16 protein-coding genes are annotated in these 25,072 nt (G+C 62.8%); 11 read left to right on the forward strand and 5 right to left on the reverse strand.

Annotated elements, in window-relative coordinates; genetic code table 11:
- Positions 1 to 252: 252 nt before the first annotated feature.
- Both OC445_RS19685 and OC445_RS19690 read right to left on the reverse strand, forming a co-directional pair.
- A complete protein-coding gene (locus OC445_RS19685) occupies positions 253 to 807 on the reverse strand; it encodes a hypothetical protein (RefSeq protein WP_054897036.1) in 555 nt (184 codons plus the stop codon).
- 72 nt (positions 808 to 879) lie between these two features.
- Positions 880 to 2,691 carry a monovalent cation:proton antiporter-2 (CPA2) family protein gene (locus OC445_RS19690; protein WP_034127310.1) on the reverse strand — a complete coding sequence of 604 codons (1,812 nt, stop codon included), beginning with the start codon at positions 2,689 to 2,691 and terminating at the stop codon, positions 880 to 882.
- A gap of 428 nt (positions 2,692 to 3,119) precedes the next feature.
- Here OC445_RS19690 and OC445_RS19695 point away from each other — a divergent pair, with 428 nt between their 5' ends.
- The 5 genes from OC445_RS19695 to OC445_RS19715 all read left to right on the forward strand — a co-directional run bounded on the left by OC445_RS19695 (position 3,120) and on the right by OC445_RS19715 (position 18,432).
- Positions 3,120 to 14,507 (forward strand): autotransporter-associated beta strand repeat-containing protein, encoded by an 11,388-nt coding sequence (locus tag OC445_RS19695; RefSeq protein ID WP_262020290.1) that lies wholly within the window; start codon positions 3,120 to 3,122, stop codon positions 14,505 to 14,507.
- A 212-nt stretch (positions 14,508 to 14,719) separates the two neighbouring features.
- Positions 14,720 to 15,085 carry a type II toxin-antitoxin system RelE/ParE family toxin gene (locus tag OC445_RS19700; RefSeq protein ID WP_034127312.1) on the forward strand — a complete coding sequence of 122 codons (366 nt, stop codon included), beginning with the start codon at positions 14,720 to 14,722 and terminating at the stop codon, positions 15,083 to 15,085.
- On the forward strand, positions 15,078 to 15,383 hold the full coding sequence (locus tag OC445_RS19705) for an XRE family transcriptional regulator (RefSeq protein ID WP_057977105.1): 306 nt from the start codon (positions 15,078 to 15,080) through the stop codon (positions 15,381 to 15,383). Before OC445_RS19700 ends, OC445_RS19705 begins: the two co-directional genes overlap by 8 nt.
- Positions 15,384 to 15,516: 133 nt before the next feature.
- Positions 15,517 to 17,070, forward strand: coding sequence for a DUF726 domain-containing protein (locus OC445_RS19710; protein WP_054897040.1), 1,554 nt, complete (start codon positions 15,517 to 15,519; stop codon positions 17,068 to 17,070).
- Positions 17,071 to 17,112: 42 nt separating this feature from the next.
- Positions 17,113 to 18,432 (forward strand): Nramp family divalent metal transporter, encoded by a 1,320-nt coding sequence (locus OC445_RS19715; RefSeq protein WP_003191984.1) that lies wholly within the window; start codon positions 17,113 to 17,115, stop codon positions 18,430 to 18,432.
- A 76-nt stretch (positions 18,433 to 18,508) separates the two neighbouring features.
- Here the strand turns inward: OC445_RS19715 and OC445_RS19720 are convergent, their stop codons facing one another.
- Positions 18,509 to 19,441, reverse strand: coding sequence for a LysR family transcriptional regulator (locus OC445_RS19720; RefSeq protein WP_054918678.1), 933 nt, complete (start codon positions 19,439 to 19,441; stop codon positions 18,509 to 18,511).
- Between the two features lie 119 nt (positions 19,442 to 19,560).
- Here OC445_RS19720 and OC445_RS19725 point away from each other — a divergent pair, with 119 nt between their 5' ends.
- From OC445_RS19725 to OC445_RS19750, 6 genes are all read left to right on the forward strand, one after another.
- Positions 19,561 to 20,049: a DMT family transporter gene (locus OC445_RS19725; RefSeq protein WP_014718846.1), complete on the forward strand. Its 489-nt coding sequence runs from the start codon at positions 19,561 to 19,563 to the stop codon at positions 20,047 to 20,049.
- 4 nt (positions 20,050 to 20,053) lie between these two features.
- Complete coding sequence (locus OC445_RS19730; RefSeq protein WP_003191976.1) at positions 20,054 to 20,509, forward strand: DMT family transporter; 456 nt, start codon at positions 20,054 to 20,056, stop codon at positions 20,507 to 20,509.
- Between the two features lie 88 nt (positions 20,510 to 20,597).
- Positions 20,598 to 20,768 carry a putative metallothionein gene (locus tag OC445_RS19735; RefSeq protein ID WP_019816816.1) on the forward strand — a complete coding sequence of 57 codons (171 nt, stop codon included), beginning with the start codon at positions 20,598 to 20,600 and terminating at the stop codon, positions 20,766 to 20,768.
- Positions 20,769 to 20,882: 114 nt separating this feature from the next.
- Complete coding sequence (locus OC445_RS19740; RefSeq protein WP_116665448.1) at positions 20,883 to 21,659, forward strand: AraC family transcriptional regulator; 777 nt, start codon at positions 20,883 to 20,885, stop codon at positions 21,657 to 21,659.
- A gap of 69 nt (positions 21,660 to 21,728) precedes the next feature.
- Positions 21,729 to 21,902, forward strand: a complete 174-nt coding sequence (locus OC445_RS19745; protein WP_014718843.1) for a DUF1427 family protein — start codon at positions 21,729 to 21,731, stop codon at positions 21,900 to 21,902.
- A 28-nt stretch (positions 21,903 to 21,930) separates the two neighbouring features.
- On the forward strand, positions 21,931 to 22,890 hold the full coding sequence (locus OC445_RS19750; protein WP_054897043.1) for a zinc-binding alcohol dehydrogenase family protein: 960 nt from the start codon (positions 21,931 to 21,933) through the stop codon (positions 22,888 to 22,890).
- Positions 22,891 to 23,040: 150 nt separating this feature from the next.
- On the opposite strand, the gene OC445_RS19755 is transcribed toward OC445_RS19750, so the two are convergent.
- Together OC445_RS19755 and OC445_RS19760 are read right to left on the reverse strand one after the other, a co-directional pair.
- Complete coding sequence (locus OC445_RS19755) at positions 23,041 to 24,072, reverse strand: purine-nucleoside phosphorylase (RefSeq protein ID WP_181124215.1); 1,032 nt, start codon at positions 24,070 to 24,072, stop codon at positions 23,041 to 23,043.
- Positions 24,073 to 24,086: 14 nt separating this feature from the next.
- The gene (locus tag OC445_RS19760; protein ID WP_032872109.1) at positions 24,087 to 25,037 is read right to left on the reverse strand and encodes a nucleoside-specific channel-forming protein Tsx; all 951 of its coding nucleotides are present in this window, start codon (positions 25,035 to 25,037) and stop codon (positions 24,087 to 24,089) included.
- Positions 25,038 to 25,072 lie beyond the last annotated feature (35 nt).

Consider the following 25,072-nt stretch of genomic DNA (forward strand, 5'->3'; position numbering starts at 1 on the left):
TTGCCCCACCACTCGGCACCTCGCCTAGGCTCGGTGTGCCCGTAATCCGCCAGCGTGGTTTAACGGGGCGCCTAAGATCAAAAGCAGATCAAGAGCGGCTCGCTTCGCATCGTGGTTACCGCTGAGCTTACAGAGTTATGTAGATACCTATGCTGCGATAGCGGTGGCTCAGTAAAAGATTCAGTGACTGACACACCGCCATCGTAGGCAAGCCCGCTCCCACATGGGTTTTGTGTTGGCTGGAAGAGGGGGCTACTTGCCGCCCGTAATCTGCTTCACCAACGCCGCATGCCCCTTCACATCATCAGCCCGGGAAATCGCCTGGATCACCAGCAAATGGTTGCCCGAACCACCCAGGAACGTGGAGTTCAAGGTCTTGCCTCCGCCTTGGGTAGCGCTGCTGTCCACCTGGCGCAGGCCCAGGCCCTTGTAGGTGAGTTTCTTCTCCCCCAGTTTCTTGAAGTCGGGCATGGCGGCGCTCTGGTCTTTGACGAAATCAGCCACGGCGCCGTCGAGGAACTTCGGGTCGTTATCCTGGATAGTTGCTCCATCGTTGCGCACGGTTTCGGCGACGATCACCACACTTTTCGTCGTTGAGTTAGCGTACAGGGTGCCTTGGGTGTCAGCGGTGCCGTCTTGCGCCGTGCCGGAGGGCAGGGTGTCGGCGCTGTAGGCTTTGGGCAGTTTGAAGGTGAACTTGCCACCCAAGGTGGAGATTGTCTGTGTGGCGGGCTTGGTGGCAGCGAACACGCTGCCGGCGGTAAGCGCTAGGGCGAGCAGCATTGCGGTTTTGGTGAACGTGGCCATGAAGCACTCCGGGGTTGAACGAAATTGCGGCGTATTCTGTCAGAAAATTCGCAATTTCGTTCATCCAGCCCATCACAGCTTGTCGGAGGATTCCTCGTCAAGCCTGTCCATTTCAAACAAGCGCGCCAGTTCCGCACGGGCTTCCTGGGCAGTTTGCATGACCTTGGCCGCGTCGTCGTATACCGCGTGTTGGGCGGCAAGTACCTGCTGGTCGTGGGTTTTGAAGCGGTTGATGCGCGCATCGGCCTGGGCCTGGCTCAAACCGAGGCCGACCAGGGTACGGCGGCTCATTTCCAGGCTGGAGTAGAAGGTTTCGCGCACCGGTGAAGCGTCCAGGTCCACCAGGCGGTGTACGTGCTGGCGGTTACGCGCACGGGCGATGATCTTCATGTGCGGGTAGAGGTTGCGCACCAGCTCGGCGGTCTTGATGTTGATCTCCGGGTCGTCCATGGCGATCACGAAGAACTCCGCTTGATCGACTTTGGCGGCGTGGAGGATTTCCGGGCGTTGGGGGTCGCCGTAGAACACCGGCATGCCGCCGAAACTGCGGGTCAGCTCGATGGTTTCCACCGAGGTGTCGAGGGCGATGAACGAGATGTTCTGCGCGCGCAGGATTCGCGCCACGATCTGGCCCATCCGGCCCATGCCGGCGATGACCACGCGAGGCGCATCGCTTTCGATGGCGCGGTATTCCTCGGGCACTTCCACCGGCTTGGCCTTGGGTTTGAACAGCTTCGGGCACACCAGCAACAGCAGCGGAGTCACGGCCATGGACAGGGTGATGGTGAGCACCAGCACGTCGTACAGCTGCGGTTCGAACAGGCCCTGGTCGCGACCGATCTTGAACACCACGAAGGCGAACTCACCCCCCGCCGCCAGCACCACGCCCAGGCGCAGGGCACTTTCGCGATTGAGGTCGCCCACCATCCGCCCGACGGCGTACAGCAGCGGCAGCTTCAAGCCGATCAGCAGCAGGGTCAGGCCGATCACCACCAGTGGCGTGCTGAGCAGCAAACTGAGGTTGGCGCCCATGCCCACGCTAATGAAAAACAGCCCCAGCAGCAGGCCCTTGAATGGCTCGATCTGGGATTCCAGTTCGTGGCGGTATTCCGAATCCGCCAGCAGCAGGCCGGCGAGGAAGGCCCCCAGGGCCATGGACACGCCCACCAACTCCATCAGCCAGGCGGTGCCGATCACCACCAGCAGCGCGGTGGCGGTGGACACTTCGCGCAGGCCGGTCTTGGCCACAATGCGAAACACCGGGCGCAACAGGTAGCGCCCGCCGATGATCACCACTGCGATGCTGCCGAGGATCTGCAACACATGTTGCAGGCCCTGGGCTTCGGTGGTCGGATGATCGCTGCCGGCCAGCAACGGCACCATGGCGATCAGCGGGATGGCGGCGATGTCCTGGAACAACAGGATGGCAAAGGCCAGACGCCCGTGGGGTTGGTTGAGCTCCTTGCGTTCGGCCAGGCTTTGCAGGCCAAACGCCGTAGACGACAGCGCTAGGCCCAGGCCCAGCACGATGGCGCTGTTCCACGACTGGCCAAACAGCCATAGCGCGACCGCGCCCATCACCACACCGGTGAGCAGGACCTGGGCCAGACCGACGCCGAACACCGCCTTGCGCATCACCCACAAGCGTTTGGGCGACAGCTCCAGGCCGATGATGAACAGTAACAGCACCACGCCCAGTTCAGAGAACTGCGCCACGCTTTGCGGGTTGCCGATCAGGCCGAGAACCGACGGGCCGATGATCACACCGGCAAACAGATAGCCCAGCACCGCGCCCAATTGTAGGCGCTTGGCCAGGGGCACGGCCAGCACGGCGGCGAACAGGAACACCACGGCTGCTTGTAACAGGTTGCCTTCATGGGGCATCACGAACTCCATCGTTTACGTAGATCAACTCGGGGGGCCATTGTGGCGAGGGAGCTTGCTCCCGCTGGGCTGCGAAGCGGCCCCAAAAAACTGCGGGCGCTGCGCACCCGAGCGGGAGCAATCTCTGGCCACAAAAATATTCCACAGCAGGGGAAATAGAGCGCTATTAGAGCGCTTTTTCACATTTTGAAACTTGTATTTTTGTCGCGACAGTCAATGGATGTTGGCTCTCATCCCATTCTTACGCCGATTTTACGAAAGTATTAATACCATTTAATTCAATGGCTTTCGCGCAGGTCTACTAACGTTTCGAAAAACTGGATCAGTAGTCACCACGGTCAGGTGTTTCGAATTCGATGCGTGTGGATCGTTGAAGCAAGGCGTGCACGCAGTCACGGATGAAAGGCTTGGACCACAAGGAGTAGAACGTGGATAGAAGACTTGCGACTGCCGCTTTACCTCGTATTTCTGCGCTTTCTCTTGCGATCCGCCTGGGAGTGGCCGGGCTGGTGATGGGGCTGGCGAGCCCGGATGTGTTTGCCGCCTGCAGCCCGGCAAGTCCTGCGGCCGGCGCGACGGTGACCTGTACGGGCGTGCCGTCATTGCCATTGTTCCTCAATACCTTCAGCAGCGCGGTCAACAACCTGACGGTCAACGTCAATGCCGGGGCGCAACTCAACGCAACGCTGGGCGGCAAAGCACTGACCCTGACCGGCAACAACGCCACGTTGAACAACTCCGGCACCATTGACCCGGCACTCCTCGGACTGGTTTCAGTGCTGAGCGGTGGGGTGGTGATCGGCAACACGGCAGCCAGCGTGTTGAACATCACCAACAGTGCCACCGGCATCATGCGCGGTACTGGCGCGTTGCTGGGGCTGAACCTGACCTCGTTGGATGGCATGGCCCTGAACGCCACCAACGGCGCAGGCGGCACCACCACGATCGTCAACAACGGCGTCATTGGTTCTTCCTCCTTGCTCGGCCTGTCGCTGTTCACGTCCGATACCCCGGTGGTAGCCGTGCAGGGTGGCGGGCAGGTCAATATGACCAACAACGGCGCCCTGACCGGGCGCGTGGCGTTCGAGAGCTCCACTACAGGGAACACGTTCCGCAACACCGGCACTATCTCTGGCGGCGTGTCGATGGGGGCCGCCAGTACCAACACCTTTACGGCAGTCACGGGCTCGCAAGTGACCAACGGCGGCGGCATCGGCTTGAGCCTTGGCGGACTGATCGGCGTGAACCTGACGTTCGCGCCCACCGGCCAGGTGGATGGCGGGGCAGGCGGCAGCAACTCGCTGATCCTTGAAAACACGACGGGTGTCGGTGGTGGCAGTGCGGGCACCGGCACGGCTTCAAGCGCCAACTATGTCAACTTCAACAACCTGGCCATCAACAGTGGCACCTGGACGTTGCAGGGGCCGTTGGTCAGCGGCAGCACTACGCTCAATGGGGGTGTGGCGCAATTCAATAACAACGCGACATTTGGCAGCGGTGTGCTCACGTCTAACGGCGGTGCTATCGAGGCCACTGGCAACGGCTTGACGCTGGCTAACCTGATGACCCTCGGAACCGGTGGACTGACGGTGCAGGGGGCTGCTACCGGGCTGACCTTGAGCGGCCTGATCTCGGGCAATACTGGCTTGAACAAAGCCGGGACCGGCGAATTGATCCTCAGCGGCGCCAACACCTTCCAGGGTGGTACTACCTTGAGCGCCGGCACGCTCACGCTGGGCAATGCCACCGCGCTAGGCACCGGTGCCTTGACCGTGGCGGGTGCAGGTACTTTGCAAAGCAATGCTGCGCTGACAACCAGCAATGCGATTACCTTGAACGCGAATCTGACCGTAGACGGCGTGAACCCGCTGACTCTTGGCGGGGTTGTCAGCGGTGGTTCCGGGTTGATCAAGGAGGGCGTATCGAGCCTGGTGCTTACGGGCAACAATGCTTACACCGGCGCCACGGCCCTCAACGCCGGTTCGCTGGTGGTTGGCTCCAATAATGCGCTCGGCGCCAGTGTGTTGAACGCCTCGGCGGGTACCACGTTGGATGCCAGTGCAGCAGTGAGCCTGGGCAATAACCTCAACCTGGGCGGTAACCTGACCCTTGGCGGCAGCAACGCGCTGACCCTTGGCGGTGTGGTGGCGGGCCTTGGTGGGTTGATCAAGAACGGCCCGGCGGATCTGATCCTCAATCAAGCGAACACTTACCTGGGCAACACAGCGCTGAACAGCGGCAAGCTGGTAGTTGGCGCCAGTGGTGCCTTGGGCGCGGGTACGTTGAATGCAGCCGGGGGCACGACCCTGGACGCCAGTACCAGTACGACGCTGGCCAACGCGATCAACCTGGCCGGTAACCTTGGAATCGGTGGCAGCGCCAACCTGACCCTGGGCGGCACGGTCAACGGTGCAGGCAGCCTGACCAAAGGCGGCGCGGCCGGCCTGACACTCAGCGGCAGCAATAATTTCCTGGGCGGCACTACTCTGAATGCGGGCAGCCTGACCGTCGGCAGCAATACGGCGCTTGGCCTGGGCAACTTGACCGTCGGCGGCGCCGCAACCCTGGACAGCAACTCAGCGGTGGCACTGGGCAATGGCATTGTCCTCAACGCCGGGCTGACCGTCGGCGGCACCAATGGGCTGACCCTGGGCGGTGTGGTCAGCGGCGCGGGTGCGCTGATCAAGGATGGCCTGGCCAACCTGACCCTTGACGGCACCAACACGTTCACCGGTGGCACCAGCCTCAACGCCGGTACGTTGACTTTGGGCACGGCAGGCGCATTGGGCGCAGGCCCCTTGACGGTCGGCGGTGCGGCAACCCTGGATAACAGCGCGGCTTTGACTCTGGGCAGCGGGGTTGCGCTCAATGGTGACCTGACGCTCGCGGGCAACAATGATCTGAACCTCAGCGGCGTGATCAGCGGCGCCAGTGCGCTGATAAAAAATGGCTTGGCTGACCTGACCTTGAGCGGCAACAACACCTTTACCGGGCCATTGAATATTGTCTCCGGCAGCGTCACCACCGGCAGCACCGGTGCATTGGGCAACACCTCTGGCGTCAATGTCAGCACCGGCGCCGCACTGAACCTGGGCGTCGATTCCAGCCTGGCCGGCCTCAGCGGTGCGGGTGGCGTGGCAGTCGGCGGTGGTTTGGAACTCACCGTGGGTGGCGTGAACACCAGCAGTACTTTTGACGGAGACCTGAGCGGTGCGGGCAGCTTGATCAAGGTGGGTACCGGCACGCTCACGCTCAACGGAATCAATGGCATCACCGGTAACACGGCGATCAACGCGGGCACTCTGGATGTCGATGGTTCCCTGGGCAGCGCGTCGGTCAACGTGAATACCGGCGGCACCCTCACCGGCAGTGGCTCGCTATTGGGTACGGCGAATATCAACAACGGCGGGCACCTGGCGCTGGGCAGTGGCACGACCTTGTCGGCTGGCGGCCTGAACATGAGTGCCGGGGCCAGTCTGGATGTGGCGCTTGGCGCACCGTCGCTGACCTCGCTGATGAATGTCGGTGGCAACGTGAATCTGGCCGGCGACCTTAATGTGAGCGATGCCGGTGGCTTTGGCGCCGGCGTGTATCGCTTGATCAACTACACCGGCGGCTTGACCGGCGCATTGAACGTCAACACGGTGCCGCTGGGTTATGGCCTGGGTGATCTGCTGGTACAGACCTCAGTGGGCAGCCAGGTCAACCTGGTGGTAGCGGCGCCGAATATTCGTTTCTGGGACGGCAGCAACACCCTTGCCAACGGCACTGTCGACGGTGGCAACGGCACCTGGACAGCGGGGGGCACCAACTGGACCTCGGCCGACGGCCTTTCCAACCAGACCTGGGGCGGTGGCTTTGCGGTGTTCCAAGGTGCTGCGGGGACTGTCAGCGTGAATGGCGTACAAACCATCACCGGTCTGCAATTCGTCACCGATGGCTACAGCCTGGTCAATGGCACCGGTGGGCAGTTGAGCACCGGCAGCGGCAACTTCGCCGTACGTGTCGACCCACTGGCGACTGCCACCCTCGGCGTCGATATCACCGGCGCGGGCGTTCTGAACAAACTCGATACCGGCACGCTGGTGCTCAATGGCGCCAACAGCTACACCGGTGGCACCTTGCTCAATGGCGGTACCTTGGTGGTCGGCAGCAACACCGCGCTGGGTACTGGCGCCCTGACTGCTGCGGCGGGCACCACACTGGACAGCAACGCCTCCGTAACCCTGGGCAATGATGCGGTACTCAGCGGCAGCCTGACGGTCGGCGGCAGCAACGCATTGGCGCTCAATGGCGCCATCAGTGGCATCGGTGGTCTGGTGAAGAACGGCACGGCAGACCTGACACTCGGCGGCACCAATACCTTCCTGGGCCCTGTGGCCTTGAACGCAGGCGGGCTGATCCTGGCCAGCAATACGGCGCTGGGCGCGGGCGTGTTGAACGCCGCCGGCGGCACAACATTGGACGCCAGCACGGCGGTTACCACCACCAACGCGATCAATCTGGCTGGCAACCTGGGCATCGGCGGCACCGCTGACCTGACGCTCGGCGGCGCAATCAACGGTGCGGGCAGCCTGACCAAGGAGGGCGCGGCCAATCTGATCCTCAGCGGCGCCAACGCCTACCTGGGTGGCACCACCCTGAACGCCGGTACGCTGACCTTGGGCAGCGCCACCGCCCTTGGTCTGGGCAACCTCACCGTTGGCGCCGCGGCGACCCTGGATAACACGGCAGCGCTGACAGTGGGCAATGGCGTCGTGCTTGACGCCAACCTTGCCGTTGCCGGCAGCAACGACCTGACCCTGGGTGGCCTGGTCACCGGCACGGCTGGCCTGAGCAAAGACGGCGCGGCCAACCTGACCCTCAATGGCGTCAACACCTTCCAAGGCGGCACCACCCTCAACGCCGGTACATTAACCCTGGGTACAGCAGCGGCCCTGGGTACCGGCGCCTTGAACGTAAACGGTGCAGCTACTCTGGCCAACAGCACGCCGCTGGTATTGGCCAATGCGGTCAACCTCAATGCCGGGCTGACCGTGGGCGCTCTCAACAACAACCTGACCCTGGCCGGCGTGCTGGCCGGCAGCGGTAGCCTGGTCAAAACCGGCACGGCTGACTTGAGCCTGACCGGCACTAACACCTTCAACGGCCTGTTCGATGTGCAATCGGGCAGCCTCACCACGCTGGGCAACGGAGCACTGGGTGTCGGCGCCGGGGTCAACCTGGCGAGCGGTACTTCCTTGAACCTGGGCGGCAGCGCCAGCCTGGGCGCACTCACGGGTACCGGGCTTGCAACCGTAGGGGCCGGCAGCACCTTGAGCGTCGGCAACAATAACCTCGACAGCACTTTCGACGGGGTCGTGGCAGGCCTCGGCAACCTGGCCAAAGACGGCACAGGTGCCTTGACCCTCGGTGGCCTCAGCGTGGTGACCGGGGATGCCCAGGTCAACGCCGGCAGCTTGCTCGTCAATGGTTCCCTGGCCAGCGCCAACGTGGCGGTGGGCAGTGGTGCCACCCTCGGGGGTAGCGGTACTTTGTTGGGCAACGTGACCATCGCCGACGGCGGCCACCTGGCCGTCAATTCCGGCGCGACCCTCACCACCGGTTCGCTGCTGCTCAATGCCAACTCCAACCTGGATGCGGGCCTCGGCGCGCCCGCCACGGGCGGCACGGCGCTGGTGCAGGTCAACGGCAACCTGACCCTGGACGGCACCCTCAACGTCACGGATATCGGCGGCTTCGGTGCGGGTATCTACCGCCTGATCGACTACACCGGCGGCCTGACCAACAACGGCCTGCTGCTGGGCAGCCTGCCGGTGAACATCCCGGCCAGCGACCTGGACCTGCAAACCGCTATCGGTAACCAGGTCAACCTGCTGGTCAACGGCAGCACCAACGTGCAGTTCTGGGACGGCAGCCAAACCACGGGCAATGGCACCATCGAAGGCGGCAGCGGCACCTGGAGTGCAGGCGCCAGCCAATGGACCGGCGTCAACGGCGCATTCAATACAGCCTGGACCCCGAACAGCTTTGCCGTGTTCCAAGGCACGGCGGGCACCGTCACGGTTGACGGCGCGCAAGCCATCACCGGTTTGCAGTTCGTCACCGATGGCTACAACCTGGCCGGCGGGGCAGCGGGCGCCTTGACCCTGTTCAACGGCGTGGGCGGCAACACCGCCGTACGTGTCGATCCCGGCGTCACTGCCACCCTGGGCGTCGCGCTCAACGGCGGCGGCACCCTGGCCAAGCTCGACACCGGCACCCTGGTGCTTAACGGTGCCAACAGCTACACCGGCGGCACCGCCCTGGATGGCGGCACGCTGGTGGTCGGCAATGACAGTGCCCTGGGCAGCGGCGCCTTGACCACCGCCAACGGCACCACCCTGGACAGCAACACCGCAGTCAGCCTGGCCAATGCGCTCAACGTCAACGGTAGCCTGACCCTCGGCGGCAGCAATGCCCTGACTCTGGCCGGCACCGTGGCGGGCACGGGCAGCCTGATCAAGAATGGCATCGCCAACCTGACCCTCAGTGGCAACAACACCTATGCCGGCCCAACCGCACTCAACGCAGGCGGCCTGATCCTGGCCTCCAACACGGCCCTGGGCAGTGGCGCCCTGAACGCGGCCGCCGGCACCACCCTCGACAGCAGCACGGCGGTCGCCCTGGCCAATACGGTCAATCTGGCCGGCAACCTGGGCATTCTAGGCACCGCCGACCTGAGCCTGAACGGCCTGGTCAGCGGTACCGGTGGGCTGACCAAAACCGGCGCGGGCGACCTCACGCTCAACGGCGCCAATGCCTACTTGGGCGGCACGCAGTTGAATGCCGGCTCCCTGACCCTGGGCAATGCGTCGGCCCTGGGCAGTGGTGCCTTGGCGGTCAATGGGGCAACCACCCTGGACACCAACACGGCGTTGGCCCTGGCCAATAACACCAGCCTGAATGCCGCGCTCACCGTCGGCGGCAGCAACGACCTGAGCCTCAACGGCGTGGTGGACGGCAGTGGTTCGTTGACCAAGGCCGGTGGCGCCAACCTGACCCTGAACGGCGCCAATACCTACAGCGGCGGCACGGCACTCAATGCCGGTACGCTGACCCTCGGCAGCACCACGGCCCTGGGCTCGGGCGCGCTGACCGTCGGCGGTGCGGCGACCCTGGCCAATAGCACGCCGCTGGTGCTGGCCAATGCGGTCAACCTCAATGGCGACCTCAGCGTCGCTGGCAGCAACAACCTGACCCTGGCCGGCGTACTCGCTGGCAATGCAGCGCTGATCAAGAATGGCGCGGCGGACCTGCTGCTGACTGGCAACAACAGCTTCAGCGGCCCACTGACCGTGGCGGCCGGCAGCGTGACCACGGCGGGTAATGGTGCGCTGGGAACCACCTCCGGCGTCACTGTCGGCAGCGGCGCGAGCCTCAACCTGGGTGGCAATGCCAACCTCAACAGCCTGGCTGGCACCGGCACGGTGCAGGTGGCGGGCGGCGCTACGCTGGCGGTGGGAGGCAGCAATCTTGATAACAGCTTTGGCGGCGCGCTCAACGGTGCCGGAAACCTGGATAAAAACGGCAGCGGGGTGCTCAACCTGAGCGGCACCAATGCCCTCAGCGGCGCGGCCAACGTCAACGGCGGTACCTTGAATGTCACAGGTTCCCTGGCCAGCGGCACGGTGGCGGTGAACAGCGGCGCAACCCTGGCCGGCAGCGGTTCATTGGCCGGCGCTGTGTCCGTGGCCGACGGTGGGCACATCGGCCTGGCCTCCGGCAGCACACTGTCGGTGGGCTCGTTGGTGCTGGGTGGCAACTCGAACCTGGATGTTGGCCTCGGCACCCCGGTGCTGGGCGGCGGCACAGGCCTGCTGAATGTCGGCGGCGACCTGACTCTGGACGGTAACCTCAATGTCACCGATATCGGCGGCTTTGGCAGCGGCGTCTACAACCTCATCAACTACACCGGGGCCTTGACCGATAACGGCCTGGCGCTCGGCACACTGCCAGGCAGTGTGGTACCGGGTGATCTGCAAGTGCAGACCGCGATCACCAGCAAGGTCAACCTGCTGGTGACTGCGCCCAACACCACCGTACAGTTCTGGGATGGCAACAGCCTGATCGGCAACGGTGCGATTGACGGCGGCAACGGCACCTGGAACGCCGGCAATACCAACTGGACCAATGTCGACGGCACCCTCAACCAGGGCTGGGTCAACAGCTTCGCGGTGTTCCAAGGCGCGGCGGGCAACGTGACGGTGGACGGCACGCAGAACATCACCGGCATGCAGTTCGTCACTGATGGCTACACCCTGGGCTCCGGCACGGCGGGCGTGCTCAACCTGGTCAATGGCGGCACCGGCAACACCGCGGTGCGCGTCGACCCCAATGCCACCGCGACCCTGGGCGTGACCCTCAACGGCGCTGGCACCCTGGCCAAGCTCGACAGCGGCACCCTGGTACTCAACGGCAATAATGGCTACACCGGCGGTACCGCGCTGAATGGCGGCACCCTGGTGGTGGGTAACAACAGTGCCCTCGGCACAGGCGCTCTGACGGCGGCCGGCGGCACCACCCTGGACAGCAACGCGGCGGTCAGCCTGGCCAATGCGGCTGTACTCAACGGTGCCTTGGCGGTGGCAGGCAGCAATGCGCTGACCCTCGACGGGGTTATCAGCGGCAGCGGCAGCCTGGTGAAAAACGGTGCGGCAGCGCTGACGCTCAATGGCGTCAACAGCTACAGCGGCGGCACTGGCCTGAACGCCGGTCAATTGATCCTTGGCAATAATGCTGCCTTGGGCAGTGGTGCCTTGACGGTCGGCGGCGCGGCGCAACTGGATGGCAGCACCGACCTGCAACTGGCCAATACCCTCAACCTGGGTGGCCCGCTTACCCTGGCCGGCAGCCACGACCTGGCCCTCAACGGCGTGGTCAGCGGCAGCGGCGGCCTGGTGAAAAATGGCAACGGCGACTTGTTGCTGACCGCGGCCAACACCTACAGCGGCGGTACCACGCTCAACGGCGGCAGCACCACGGGCAACACCGCCAGCCTGCAAGGCGCTATCGTCAACAATGCGGCGTTGACCTTTGAGCAAGCCACCGACGGCACCTACACCGGCAACCTCACCGGTACCGGCGTGTTGAATAAAACCGGTACCGGTGCGTTGCTGCTCAGCGGCACTAACACCTTCACCGGCAACACCAACGTCAACACCGGCAGCCTGCTGGTCAACGGCACCTTGAACAGCGCCGCGGTACAAGTCGCCAGCGGCGCGACCCTCGGTGGCAGCGGCACCCTGGGCGGTGCGGTGAACATGGCAGACGGCTCGGTGCTCCAGGCCGGCGCCGCGACGCCGCTGTCGGTGGGTTCGCTGGGCTTGTCATCGGGCACCACCCTGGACTTCGCCCTCGGCGCGCCGGGTGCCTCCAGTACGGCGGTGAACGTGGCGGGCAACCTGACCCTGGACGGCACCCTCAACGTCAGCGATACGGGCGGCTTCGGCGTCGGCGTGTACCAACTGTTCCGCTACGGCGGCAGCTTGACCGATAACGGCCTCACCTTTGGCACCTTGCCGGTGGCCCTGGGCAACCTGAGCCTGCAGACGGCGCTGGCCAACCAGCTCAACCTGGTGGTGCAAACCGCGCCAGGCCAGATCCAGTTCTGGAACGGCGGCACCACCAATCCCGATGGCACCATTACAGGTGGCAGTGGCACCTGGGGCCCGGGCACCAACTGGACCGACCCGACCGGCACCCAGGGGCAGGCGTCCACCAACCAGTTCGCGGTATTTGGCGGGCAGGGCGGCACCGTGACCGTGGTCGGCAACCAAGGCTTCACCGGCCTGCAAGTGCTGGACGCCGGCTACGTGCTGACGGCCGGCGAAGGCGGCAGCTTGAGCCCGACCAACGCGGCGGATGGCAGCCTGGCGGCGGTGCGAGTCAATTCCGGCGTGACTACCCAGATTGATGCACCGCTGGTGGGAACCGGCGGCATCAACAAACTGGATGCCGGTACCTTGCTGCTGACTGGCGCGAATACCTACACCGGCGGCACTACCGTCAGTGGCGGTACGCTGGCGGGCACCACCACCAGCCTGCGTGGCAGGATCCTCAACAACGCGCGGTTGTTGTTTGCCCAACGCACCAATGGCCTATTCAGCGGCACCTTGAGCGGCACTGGTGCGCTGATCAAGCAAGGCGCAGGCGCGCTGTTGCTGACCGGCAACCAGCCGTTCAGCGGCACCGTGGCGGTGGAAGAGGGCGTGTTGCAAGTGGGCAACGCGGCCAACCCAGGCGCCGTGCTCGGTGGCCAAGTCACCGTGGCCAACGGTGCGGGGCTGACCGGTAACGGCAGTGTCGGTTCGCTGGTCAACAACGGCTCGGTGACGCCCGACAGCGGCAAGCTGACCGTGGCCGGCAACTTCACCAACGCCAGTACCGGTGCGCTGAACCTGGTGATCACCCCATCCACCACCGGTTCCCTGGCCGTGGGCGGCACCGCCAACCTGGGCGGAACCTTGAATGTGGTCAACCTGGCACCCTATGCCGGCGCCACCACCTATACGCTGCTGACCGCGGGCGCAGTCAACGGTACCTTTGCCACCACTAATCTAGAGAACCTGGCTTTCCTTAATACCGCATTGAACTACAGCCCAACCCAAGTGGCCCTGGCGATCAGCCGCAACAACGTCAGTTACGCCAGCGTGGCGGCCACCGGTAACCAGCGCGGCGTGGCGGCGGCGTTGGGCACAGGCACCGGAGTCGGTGGCGCAGCGGTGCAAAACGCCCTGCTTAATGGTGATGTGGCAGCGGCACGCGCGGCCTTCGACAGCTTGTCCGGCGAAATCCACGCCAGCACCGCCAGCGCCATGCTTGAAGACTCGCGTTACGTGCGTGATGCGGTCAACGAGCGCCTGCGCCAACCCGGTTGCTACCGCGAGGACGACCCGCGCAATGCCCTGGCACCCAGCGAAAACCACCTGAGCAGCGCCGGTTGTCACGGCGAGATGGTCGGCTGGATGCGCGTGCTTGGCACCTGGGGCCATATGGGCGGTGACAGCAACACCGCCAAGCTGGACCGCAACCTCAGCGGCTTCCTGCTCGGCACCGACAAGCAAGTGGACGACGCCTGGCGCGTGGGCGTGGCCGCCGGCTACACCCGCAGCGACCTGGACGCCAAGCGCCGCAATTCCAGCGCTGATGTGGACAGCTACCACCTGATGGCCTACACCGCCTACCAGCAGGAAGCCTTCGCCGCACGGATGGGCGTGGCGTACAGCTGGCATGACGTCGAAAGCAAGCGCAACGTGGCCGTCGGTGCCGAGGGCCAACGCCTCAAAGCCGATTACAAGGCACGCAGTGCGCAGGTGTTCGGTGAAGTCGGCTACACCATCCAAACCCCTAGCGTGGCCCTGGAACCGTTCGCCGGCCTGGCCTACGTCAACTACGACAGCGACACCATCAAGGAAAAAGGCGGTTCGGCAGCCCTGCGTGGCGATGCCGACCAGGACATCACCTACTCGACCCTGGGCGTGCGCATTGGCCAGACCATCACCCTGGGCAACGGCTCGAAAATCACCCCACGGGGCAGCATCGGCTGGCGCCATGCCTTCGGTGATACCAAGCCCGACGCCGACCTGAGCTTTATCAATGGCGGTGGCTCGTTCAGCACCCAAGGCGTGCCGATTGCCAAGGACAGTGCAGTGGTGGAAGCGGGGCTGGATTACCAGATCAGCCAGAACGGCAGACTGGGCCTGGGCTATTCGGGCCAACTCTCGCGTAACGACAAGGACCACGCAGTGACCGTGAGTTTCTCCCTCGGTTTTTGATCACGGCCGAGTTTTTTGAACCGCCCGAAAGGGCGGTTTTTTTTGGAAGATTTTTTGAAGAAGTACGTTGGTTCATGAAAGCAGGGCATTTATTGCTCACCGGGCAGCCTGAAGGATGTGAATACAATTTCTTCCGGAACACGGCTGGCGACCAACCGACGCCGGCCTAAAGTTATGCACTTGAGTTTATATTCCTTGGGTGGCATATTTGCATGGTCTGGGACATTGAATACACGGATGAATTCGAAGAGTGGTGGGATGGCTTGGATGCAAAGGAGCAATCGTCGGTGGCTGCCAGTGTTGATTTGCTGGGGCTGTTCGGGCCTGGGCTGCGCTTTCCCCATAGCAGCGATATCAAGGGTGCTCGGCACGGCAACCTGCGAGAGTTGCGGGTACAGCATGCAGGGCGACCTTACAGGGTGTTGTATGCCTTCGATTTTCGGCGCTGTGCAGTGTTGCTGATAGGTGGCGATAAAACCGCACAGCACCGTTGGTACCACGAGTACGTACCCTTGGCAGAGAAGCTGTACGACGTACATTTAGACTCATTGCGTAAAGAGGGCCGTGACCATGGCTAAGAAATTCGCGGAACTGAAAGCTCGCATGACACCTGAGGCGCACGCCGATGCCGAGCAGATATTTCAGCAACACTTGAAAGAAATGCCGCTGCATGAGTTGCGCAAAGCCCAGCAACTGAGCCAGGCAAGCCTGGCAAAGGCATTGAATATCAACCAGGCAGCGGTTTCGAAGATGGAGCGTCGTACTGATATGTACATCAGCACGTTGCGTGACTACATACGTGCGATGGGGGGCGAGCTGGAAATCATCGCCACTTTTCCGGATGGCCAGGTCAAAATTGACAACTTTGCCTGTTGAAGTAGCTGGGCTCTTCGCCAGATTCAGGCTATTCCCATTGTCCTGAGCGTGGCGAACGCTGGTCAGGATTCACCTTCCTTGTCGGCTCTGTTTGTTACTATCGCCATCCCTTGCCGCCAGGAGTCACCGCCCCATGCAACACCAGTGGGATGAAATGCACCGCACCCGCAAACCCACGTTCGTCTTGTGTGGCGAGCCCCAGGGGGATGTGCTCAATCTCTATGTTCACGGTTATTCGGCCTTCTTCAACCGTCAGCAACTGGGTAGTTTCAAGGAGCAACTGGCCGGTATCGAAGGGTCGACCAACCTGATGTTGTTCTGGCCGGCGGGGCATTTTCTGGAAAACCTGTTTGCACCGTTCAAGGACGTGCTCGCCTCGCTGCTCGGCGGTGGCGGCCTGGGCGCGGCGACGGTGGGCGTGGGCAAGGCCATTGCCTATTTTCTCGACCATTACAAAAGTGTCGAGGCACGGGTCGATGAAGTGGCCAAGACGTTATTGCCAGAGCTGGCCGGCTACCTGCACGACCAGTCGCTGCCGGTACGGCGTATCAACCTGATCGGCCACTCCCTGGGCGCGCGTATCCTGGTCAAGAGCTTGCTGGCCAGCCCCGAGATTGCTCGCGAACTGCCGCTCGATAACCTGTTGTTGATGGGCGGGGCGATTTGTACATCGAGCCCCTGGGACGATGTGTCGGCGCCGCTCAAGGGGCGGTTGATCAACTGCCACTCCAGCAAGGACTGGGCGCTGGCCATGAAACCCGACACCGAACGTTGCATTGGCCGCTATGCGATTGACGTAACGCCCGCGCTCAAGTCCAAGGTCACCAATGTGCACCTGGCCAGCTTCGATCATGCCGCCTATTGGCCGCAGTTGAAGACGGTGGTGCAGTACACCGATTTGCTGCAGGAGCGGCGCGGCATGATCCGTGTGGACTCGCGCAGCAGTGAAGTGCGTTTTGCCGAAGCGGACGTGGACCTGTACCCGGCATTGGTGCAAGCGCGGCCGGAGGAGCTGAAGTTTCTTGCTGAACTGATGGCGCAAAAGCGCAGTGCCGCGATTGATGCCAGTGTGCGCGAGCCGTTGAAACTGGCCATCGAATTGCAGCGCATGGGCGGTGATAGCTTTATGAACCTGGCCCGTGGCCATGGCGTGGGCTATCGCCAGATTGCCGAAGATGTGGCGCAACGCCTGGGCATCAAGTTCGACCAACCACTTGAACACGTGGCGCTGGCAGAGATCGAAGGGCAGGTCGCAGAAACACTGATCGAGCAATATAAGGACAAACTCAGTCGCGCTGATCGCCAGGCGTTCGAGGCCGAGCTCAAGGCGGCTGCACAGAAAGAGCAGGGGCTGTTCAACCGTTTCGATCTGGGGCGTTCGGCCACCACCGCCTTGAGCGGCACGGCGTTGGCCGGGCTGACCGGGTTTATCCTGCGGCGTGGTGCGGCCACGGCGATTCCGGTGGTGGGCCAGGCGCTGGCTGCGGCGATGTTGCTGGTCAGCGGGGTGCGAGCGTTTTCCGGCCCGGCATATTCGATCACCACCCTGGCGGTACTGGTGATCGGCGTGATTCGCCAGCGCATGGAGCGCGAGGCGCTTAACCAGGAACTGGAGCTGGTGGTGCAAGTGGTGGAAGCGTTTGACCTGCCGCGAGACACGGTGATGCGCACGGTCGCGTCCGACTGATAAGCTGCTGCCCAAGTCTTGTGTATTTGCCTGGAATACCGCGTGAAATTCAGCCTGCCGAAAATCGCTACCGCCCCGTTCTGCCCGCCGGAAGTGGCCGGCTCTGTCGCTGTTGATCCCAAGGCCTCGTTTTTTAAACGGGTGCTGATGTTCGCTGGCCCCGGCCTGTTGATCTCCATCGGCTACATGGACCCCGGCAACTGGGCAACGGCCATTGAAGCCGGTTCACGCTACGGCTACAGCCTGTTGTTTGTGGTGCTGCTGGCCAGCCTGGCGGGGATGGCGGTGCAGTGCCTGTGTTCACGGCTGGGTATCGCCACTGGCAAGGACCTGGCGCAACTGTGCCGTGAGCGCTACAGCCAGCGCTCTGCTCGTACCCAGTGGGTGTTGGCGGAAATCTCCATCATCGCCACAGACCTTGCCGAAGTGCTCGGCTGCGCCCTGGCGTTTCACCTGTTGCTGGGCGTGTCGCTGACCACCGGCATTGTTATCACTGCTTTCGATACGCTGTTGATCCTGGCCCTGCAAAATCGTGGTTTTCGCCGCCTGGAAGCGATCATGCTGGCGCTGGTCGCCACCATCGGCGTGTGCTTTTTCATCGAACTGGTGCTGATCAAACCCTACTGGCCCGACGTGCTCAGTGGCTTCACCCCGTCACTGTCGGCTATCAGCGATGCGGCGCCGTTGTACTTGGCCATCGGTATTCTCGGCGCGACGGTCATGCCCCATAACCTCTACCTGCACACCTCCATCGTGCAGACCCGCCTGATCGGCAAGGACCTGGCGAGCAAACAGGACGCGGTCAAGCTGGCGCGTATCGACACCATCGGCTCCCTGGCCTTGGCGCTGTTGGTCAACGCCGCCATCCTGGTGCTGGCGGCTGCAGCCTTCTACAAGACCGGCCATACCGATGTGGTGGAGATCCAGGACGCCTATCACCTGCTCGATCCCTTGGTCGGCGGTGCTTTCGCCAGCATTCTGTTCGGTATCGCCTTGCTGGCTTCGGGTCAGAGTTCGACCTTTACCGGCACCATTGCCGGCCAAGTTATCATGGAGGGTTACCTCAACCTGCGCATACCCTGCTGGCAGCGCCGCCTGATTACCCGTGGGCTGGCGCTGATCCCGGCGTTTCTAGGTGTATGGCTGATGGGTGATGATGCCATCGGCAAGCTGCTGATTCTCAGCCAGGTGGTCCTGAGCCTTCAGTTGCCCTTTGCGCTGTACCCGCTGATCCGCATGACTGGCGACAAGCAATTGATGGGGCCATTCGTCAACCGGCTGCCCACGCGGCTGCTGGCGTGGTTTTTGTTCGCGGTGATCAGTGGGGCGAATGCGTGGTTGATCGGGCAGTGGTTGTTCTGAGCTAGGGTTGAGTCATGTGCTCGTTTTCTCAACACCGCCTTCGAACAGTTTGCGCTCCATCAGGGGGCGGTCACACTCACCGATCCCAATACGGCACCGTCCCAAAACACTCCACGAAATAGTCGATCACCGTGCGCACCTTCAATGAGAGCCTGCGGCTGCCCGGCCACAACGCGGCGATCTGTTGGGGCTCCAGGGTTGTCGCGACCTCATACTCACTCAGCACCGCCTGCAAGGTGCCGGCGCGCAGGCTTTCGCCAATCAGCCAGGACGGAAACACCACCAGGCCCAGGCCTTGTTCGGCGGCGTGGGTGAGTGTGTCGGCGTGGTTGCCAGTGATGGGGCCGCTGACGCTATAGGGGGTCCAATCGCCTTGGCCGCGGCGGAAGAACCAGCGCTGCTGACCGGTGATGCCTTTGTAGGCCAGGCAGTGGTGGTGGGCCAGTTCGTCGGGGTGGCGCGGCGTGCCATGCTGGGCCAGGTAGGCGGGGCTGGCTGCGATGCGAAAGCGTTGCGGCGCGAAGATGCGCGCCTGCATGCCCGAGTCATTGAGCACGCCGATACGAAACAGCAGGTCGGTGCCGTCTTGCAGCGGGTCGACGAAGGTGTCGGTCTGCTGGATATCCAGTTGCAGCTTCGGGTAGCGCCGGCACAGCCCTCCCAGCCAGGGTGAAAGGTGACGCTGGCCGAACGCCATGGGCGCGTTGATGCGCACCAGACCGCTGGGTTCGCTGTCTTGCTCCTGCAGGGCCTGGTTAGCCGTCTCCAACTGCTCGAGTAGCAAGCGTGCGTGACGGCCCAGCAGGCGGCCAGCTTCGGTGGGGCTGACGGCACGCGTATGGCGGTAGAGCAATTGCTGGCCGACGGCCTGTTCCATCAGTTGAATCTGCCGCGAAATGGAGGAGGGCGCCAGGCTTTCGCGGCGGGCCACTTCGGAAAAGCTGCCCTGGTCCAGCACGGCCACAAACAGGCGTAGCGCCTTGAAACTCAGTTCATTCAAGCCCTGCATCGTCTCTCCAGGCTGTGCGTTTTGCGCAAAGGTGTTGTCCGCATACTCCCATTTATCGCACAGTACGGCCACCGGATAATGCGCGCCATGTTTTTCCTTTCTTGATACACGGGTGATGTATGCAGGCACGTTCTACCGAAGGCCTGGCGCAGGCCAGGCCGAGCAATAACCTTTTACGGCTGCTGCTGTTGCCGTTGGTGATTCTGGCGGGCATGGGCCTGTCGGTGGAGGCCGGGTTGCTCGGGCCATTGGGCGCGCAGGTCGGGCATTTGTGGGCGACGTTGAGCATCTTTGGCGTTGGCACGGCGATTCTGTTTTTACTGCTGCTGTTCAGCGGCCCGCAAAAGGGTCCAGCATTCACGCAACTGCCACGCTGGCAGCTGATCGGCGGGTTTCTGGGGCCGATGTACGTGGTGGTATTGACCCTGGCCACACCGCACATCGGCATCGCGATGACCATGATCGCGATCCTCTCGGGCCAGGTGGGCAAGAGTGTGTTGATCGACCACTTCGGCTGGTTCGGCACGGCGCGCAAACGGGTCAATGGCGAGCGCTGGATCGCGTTGGCGTTGATTGTGGCGGCTCTGGTTCTGATTGCACGAGGTTAAGACGATGAATCTGTTTATGTTGTTGGTGGTGGTGATTGCAGCGGGGGCGGTGCTGAGTGTGCAGGCCGCTATCAATGGGCGTCTGGGCCAGACGGTGGGGGTATTGCGCAGCAGTCTGTTGACCTTCGCGGTGGGCGCGCTGACCACGGCGCTGTTGATATTTTTCTTCGAACCGGCCCAGGCCGTCAGCCTGCTGGAGGTGCCAAAGTGGCAATTGACCGGTGCCCTGTTTGGCGTGGTGTACATGATGGTGATGGTCGGCGCGGTGCCTGTGGTCGGCACAGCCGTCGCCACGGTGGCGGTGATTGTCGGGCAACTGGGCATGGGCATGCTGATCGACAACTTTGGCTGGCTGGGCAACCCGGCGATCGAGCTGTCGGGCAGCCGTATCCTCGCCATGCTATTGCTTGCCCTGGCGTTGGTGTTCATGTACCGCAGTAATAGCCGCCGGGCCGACTGACGGCGCTGAACCATGCTTGCTTGCCCAGGGTCACTGCTTAAGGTGCGGCGCTCGCCGCATCGGACGACCATGAAAAAGGAGTCTGACCATGCCAGATCAAACCTGTGCTTGCCCTCACTGCAAATGTGTATTGGGCGCTGACGCAATAATGAAAGACGGCAAGGGCTATTGCTGCCAGGGCTGTGCCGAGCACCATGCTCATGGTGAACCCTGCGCGGCGGCGACGGGTTGCGAATGCGCCAAGTCAGCCCACGGTTGACAGGATTGACCTGCAGGCCCGGCCACCCGGTGCCTGCAGGATGAGTAAAAACAGTACGCTTGCCGGCGACCAGTCTTTACCATGGTCACCCGACCCGATTGATGTGTACCCGCAATGGCCCTGGCCGCGCCCCCCGACCTCAGTGATCACGCCGTTCCCGTGCAGCCGTTGGCGCGTACCTACCCGCGTGGGTTGTACGTAGAGCCGCACAGCCACGATTGGGGCCAGTTGCTCTACGCCATGAGCGGAGTGATGTGGGTCGAGACGCCCCGCGAAGCCCTGGTAGTGCCGCCCCAGCGTGCGGTGTGGTTGCCGCCGGGGGTGGAGCACGGGATTCGCGTGGTCTCCGATTTGCAGATGCGCAATATCTACCTGCGCCCGGCGTTGGCGGCGACGCTGGACAGCCAGGTGCAGGTCATAGAAGTGGGCCGCTTGTTGCGTGAGTTGATCGTGACATTGGTGGAGCAGGGTGATCACGGTGATGCGGCCTATTACGAGGCTGTCGTAGGCCTGGCCCTGTTGGAGTTGCAACGCGCACGGCGCTCGCCTATTCGCATCGCCATGCCGGTGGCGGCTGATCGTCGGCTGATCAATGCGTGCCAGGCCGTCATGGCGTCGCCCTCCCTGGACATCCCGTTCGAGCAGCACGCCGAGGCCGCGGGCGCCAGCGTGCGCACCCTGGCGCGGTTGTTCCAGCAGCACCTGGGCATGGGGTTTGCCCAGTGGCGCCGTCAGGTGCAGTTGGCTACGGCGGCGGCGGAGTTGATCCAGGGCCAGTCGGTGAGCGGCATAGCGCGCACCCTGGGCTATTCGCCCAGTAGCTTCAGTGACATGTTCCGACGTGAACTGGGAGTATCGCCGTCGCAGTACAGGGGATGGCCGAAATCCTGAAGCACTTGGCCGATACCCACGGTAGACGCGCCCTAGACTGAGCCCATCAATCAACCGGGCGCAGCATCCATGAGCTATTTGATTTCCTTGGCCATCGGCCTGTTTGTCGGCGTGATCTACGGCGCGCTGGACTTCCGCTCGCCTGCACCGCCCGCTATCGCACTGGTCGGCCTGATGGGCATGCTGCTCGGCGAAAAGCTCTGGCCCATGGCGCGGCAGTTGGTCAGTGGTTGGTTGTCCTGATCCCTTTTTCCTTCCACGGATGCCCTCTATGAACGCACTGCAATTTACCGACACCGGCGACCTCGCCCACCTGCGCCTAGTGGAGGTGCCCATGCCGGTACCGTCTGCCGGCGAAGTGCTGGTCAAGGTCAACGCGGCGGGCCTGAACCCCAGCGACGTCAAAAACGTGCTTGGCCGTTTCCCCTACACCACGCTGCCACGCATCCCTGGGCGTGACTTCGCAGGCGTGGTGGTGGAAGGCCCGCAGGCATTGCTCGGCCAGGAGGTCTGGGGCACCGGTCGTGACCTGGGTTTTTTCGCTGACGGTTCCCATGCCCAATACCTGCGCGTGTCAGCCAAGGGCGTGGCGTACAAACCTACGCACTTGAGCTTTGCCCAGGCGGCCAGCCTCGGTGTGCCCTATACCACCGCCTGGGATGCCCTGGAGCGCAGCGGCGTTGGCAAGGGCACGCGCTTGCTGGTGATCGGCGCCAACGGCGCGGTCGGCAGTGCGGCGTTGGCGCTGGCGAAGATACGCGGTGCGCAGGTATTGGCGGCCGTGCGCAAGGCCGATCAGCTCGAGATGTTGCAGGCCCAAGGGCTGGAGGCGATTGCCTTGGGCAAGCCGGAGGAATTGGGCGCGCAAGTGCAGGCCGTGTTCAAGGGCGGCGCCGACGTGATCTTTGACACTACCGGTTTCTGGCTGCCTGCCGCGGTGGCGGGGCTGGCACCGTTCGGCCGCATCGCCATCATCGCCGCACCGGTTGACGGCCATGTGCAGTTACCGGCCCTGGCGCTGTACCGTAAGGGCGGGTCGGTGGTTGGGATCAACTCTTTGCTCTATAGCTGCGAACAATGCGCGGTGATGCTGGAGGCGTTTGGGCGCTTCTTTGATGAAGGCCTGTTGCCGCTGCCTACAGGGTTGCGTGAAGTGGCGTTGGCGGAGGGTGTTCAGTGCTATGCAGAAGTGAACAACGGCAGCCCAGACAAAATCATCTTCCTGCCCTGATGGATAGAAATGTGGGAGCGGGCTTGCTGTGGCGAGGGAGCTTGCTCCCGCTCGATAGCGCAGCTGGAGCCGGCTTTTTTGGGGGCGCTACGCACCCCAGCGCAAGCAAGCTTGCTCGCCACAGCAAGCCCGCTCCCACAGTGTTGATCTTTATTCGGCTTCGGGAACGCCTTTTTCCCACGCCGACCAGTTCTTCACAATCGCTTGGACCAACGGGTTGCCCGTGCGGTACAGGTTTTCCAGCGCCGGTACAAACCCACCCTGGTCCGCATACTTGAGCAGGTTGTCCACTTCGCTGTAGCCAGGGTAAGGCCGGTCAAAGTCGGAACCTGCGCGCACCACGGCCAGACGCTGGATATCCACCAAGCCTTCGCGGCTGGCGCGCAGCAGCGCTTCGTAGGTGGAGTTGTCTTCCTGTTGGGTGGTGCAGTATTCGCCTTTGTTGTCGGTGAGCAACTTGGTCCAGACTTCGGCACGTTCGCTCAACCGGGTACCGGAAAACCAGGTGTTGCCCGCCAGGGTGTCGCAGCGGGTGACTTGCGGCGGCTGGTTGGCCGGGGCGGCGGGGTAGTGTTTGCGCCAAGCGGCGGACTCTGTGCTTTCTGTCAGCTCCACCTTGTGCGACAAGGCAAACGCCTTGGCTTGCAGCTTGGGGTTGAGCTCAAACACTTCGGTCTTGTAGTCCAACGGTGGTTTTTCGTTGGGGCCCTTGGTGTTGATCCCGATATAGCCCGTCGGCCAGTCCTTGGGTGCATCCCGTGAATCCAGCTCCCACTGCGTGCCGAACTCCACCAGGTAATGAGCCCAGGCGGCGGTGCCGATGGTGCCGTGCTTGGGGCTGATACCGGCGATTCCGGCGATCAGGAAGTAACTCTGGCGCAGGTCGAACTTAGGCGACAAGGCCAGGGCCAGGGTAGACGCGGCAGCGTTGGTCTGGCCCATGCCGGTCACCAGCAGGCACACGTCTTGGGTGTTGCAGCGAATCACGGGATATTCGGCGGACAAGCCCGGAACGCGTACTTCTTGTTTAAGCTCGAGGCGGTCGATCCAGGTTTGCGCCTCGGGGGCGAACATGGTGATCAGCATCACCTTGGGTTTGATCGGTGGCGGGTTATCCGCCAGCACCACGTGAGGCAATAGGGCCAGGCCGACGGCCAGCGAGACACGGGTCAATGCGTTCATCTAAAGCTCCTTGATCAGAATTGATAGCCCACGCCAGCGTAGTAACCCCAGCCGTCTGAGCGTGCGCGGAAGTTGCCTTCGCCGAAATTCAACTCGCTGCCATCCTCCCAGTTGCCGCCGTTGTGAAAGTAACGGCCGACCAGGGTAAAGCGCAGGTGGGTAAACGAGTACAGCAATACGTTGGTGGCCACCAGGGAGTTGGCGGTGCGCGCCGGGTTGTCCTTGTGCAGGTCCGAGCCGAAATCGTAGTTGGTGAAACCGATGTAGGTCAGCGAGGCGCCGTTGTCGAACTTGCCGATGGGCACGATGTACTTCATCTGCGCTCGGTAGCCGTCCCAGGAGTACTCATTGCTGGCACCGTAGTTTTCCCACTGGTAGCGCCCGTAGAAATTGGCCGACAGGTTGACTCGCGAGTGGGTGTCGATATCGGTGCCCAGGCCGCTGTACAGGGTGTTGGCGCGGTTTTCCTTGCGGCTGCCGTGGTCGTAGATCCAGTCAAAGGCCACATACCATTCCTTGAATGGGCCAATTGCCAGGCTGCGTCCTGCGAGGTAGTCGATGGAGATCCGCGGTTCATGCTCCATGAACACCGGCGAGCCATGGTCCCACACACCTTTGTCATTACTGTTACCGATGGTGAGGATCTTCGGCACATCGATATAGCCGTACAACTCAAAGGGGCCCTTGCGCCCGAAGTACTCGTATTCCAGGTAGACGTCATCTTGAGGCTTGGGGCCGAAACTGATGTCTTTGCTGCCAATCAGCGTGAGGTCCTGGTTAAACCACTCGGACAGATACACGCCTTTTTTCGCCGGGGGGTTGGCTTCAGGGCTGAGGGTTTCGCCCTGTGCTGAGTCATCCACGGGCTTTTCCTGCGCCAAAATGGGTGCACTGAGTACTCCCGTAACGGCAGCCAGTAGCAACGAAACGCCAAGACCAGCACGAGGCTTTGAGGTGGGGTGCATTGAAAGTCCTTATTCTTACGCGGTTTAAACCCGAT

Origin of the sequence: Pseudomonas sp. Pse35 (assembly GCF_024519715.1) — a bacterium.
Taxonomy (GTDB): Bacteria; Pseudomonadota; Gammaproteobacteria; order Pseudomonadales; family Pseudomonadaceae; genus Aquipseudomonas; species Aquipseudomonas paracarnis.

Bases quoted from the DNA above. Each gene is read 5' to 3' on its own strand.
- OC445_RS19710 (WP_054897040.1), top strand. From the start codon at position 15,517: ATGCAACACCAGTGGGATGAAATGCACCGCACCCGCAAACCCACGTTC.
- OC445_RS19750 (WP_054897043.1), top strand. From the start codon at position 21,931: ATGAACGCACTGCAATTTACCGACACCGGCGACCTCGCCCACCTGCGC.
- OC445_RS19740 (WP_116665448.1), top strand. From the start codon at position 20,883: ATGGCCCTGGCCGCGCCCCCCGACCTCAGTGATCACGCCGTTCCCGTG.
- OC445_RS19700 (WP_034127312.1), top strand. From the start codon at position 14,720: ATGGTCTGGGACATTGAATACACGGATGAATTCGAAGAGTGGTGGGAT.
- OC445_RS19735 (WP_019816816.1), top strand. From the start codon at position 20,598: ATGCCAGATCAAACCTGTGCTTGCCCTCACTGCAAATGTGTATTGGGC.
- OC445_RS19685 (WP_054897036.1), bottom strand. From the start codon at position 807: ATGGCCACGTTCACCAAAACCGCAATGCTGCTCGCCCTAGCGCTTACC.
- OC445_RS19705 (WP_057977105.1), top strand. From the start codon at position 15,078: ATGGCTAAGAAATTCGCGGAACTGAAAGCTCGCATGACACCTGAGGCG.
- OC445_RS19760 (WP_032872109.1), bottom strand. From the start codon at position 25,037: ATGCACCCCACCTCAAAGCCTCGTGCTGGTCTTGGCGTTTCGTTGCTA.
- OC445_RS19725 (WP_014718846.1), top strand. From the start codon at position 19,561: ATGCAGGCACGTTCTACCGAAGGCCTGGCGCAGGCCAGGCCGAGCAAT.
- OC445_RS19730 (WP_003191976.1), top strand. From the start codon at position 20,054: ATGAATCTGTTTATGTTGTTGGTGGTGGTGATTGCAGCGGGGGCGGTG.
- OC445_RS19720 (WP_054918678.1), bottom strand. From the start codon at position 19,441: ATGCAGGGCTTGAATGAACTGAGTTTCAAGGCGCTACGCCTGTTTGTG.
- OC445_RS19745 (WP_014718843.1), top strand. From the start codon at position 21,729: ATGAGCTATTTGATTTCCTTGGCCATCGGCCTGTTTGTCGGCGTGATC.
- OC445_RS19690 (WP_034127310.1), bottom strand. From the start codon at position 2,691: ATGCCCCATGAAGGCAACCTGTTACAAGCAGCCGTGGTGTTCCTGTTC.
- OC445_RS19755 (WP_181124215.1), bottom strand. From the start codon at position 24,072: ATGAACGCATTGACCCGTGTCTCGCTGGCCGTCGGCCTGGCCCTATTG.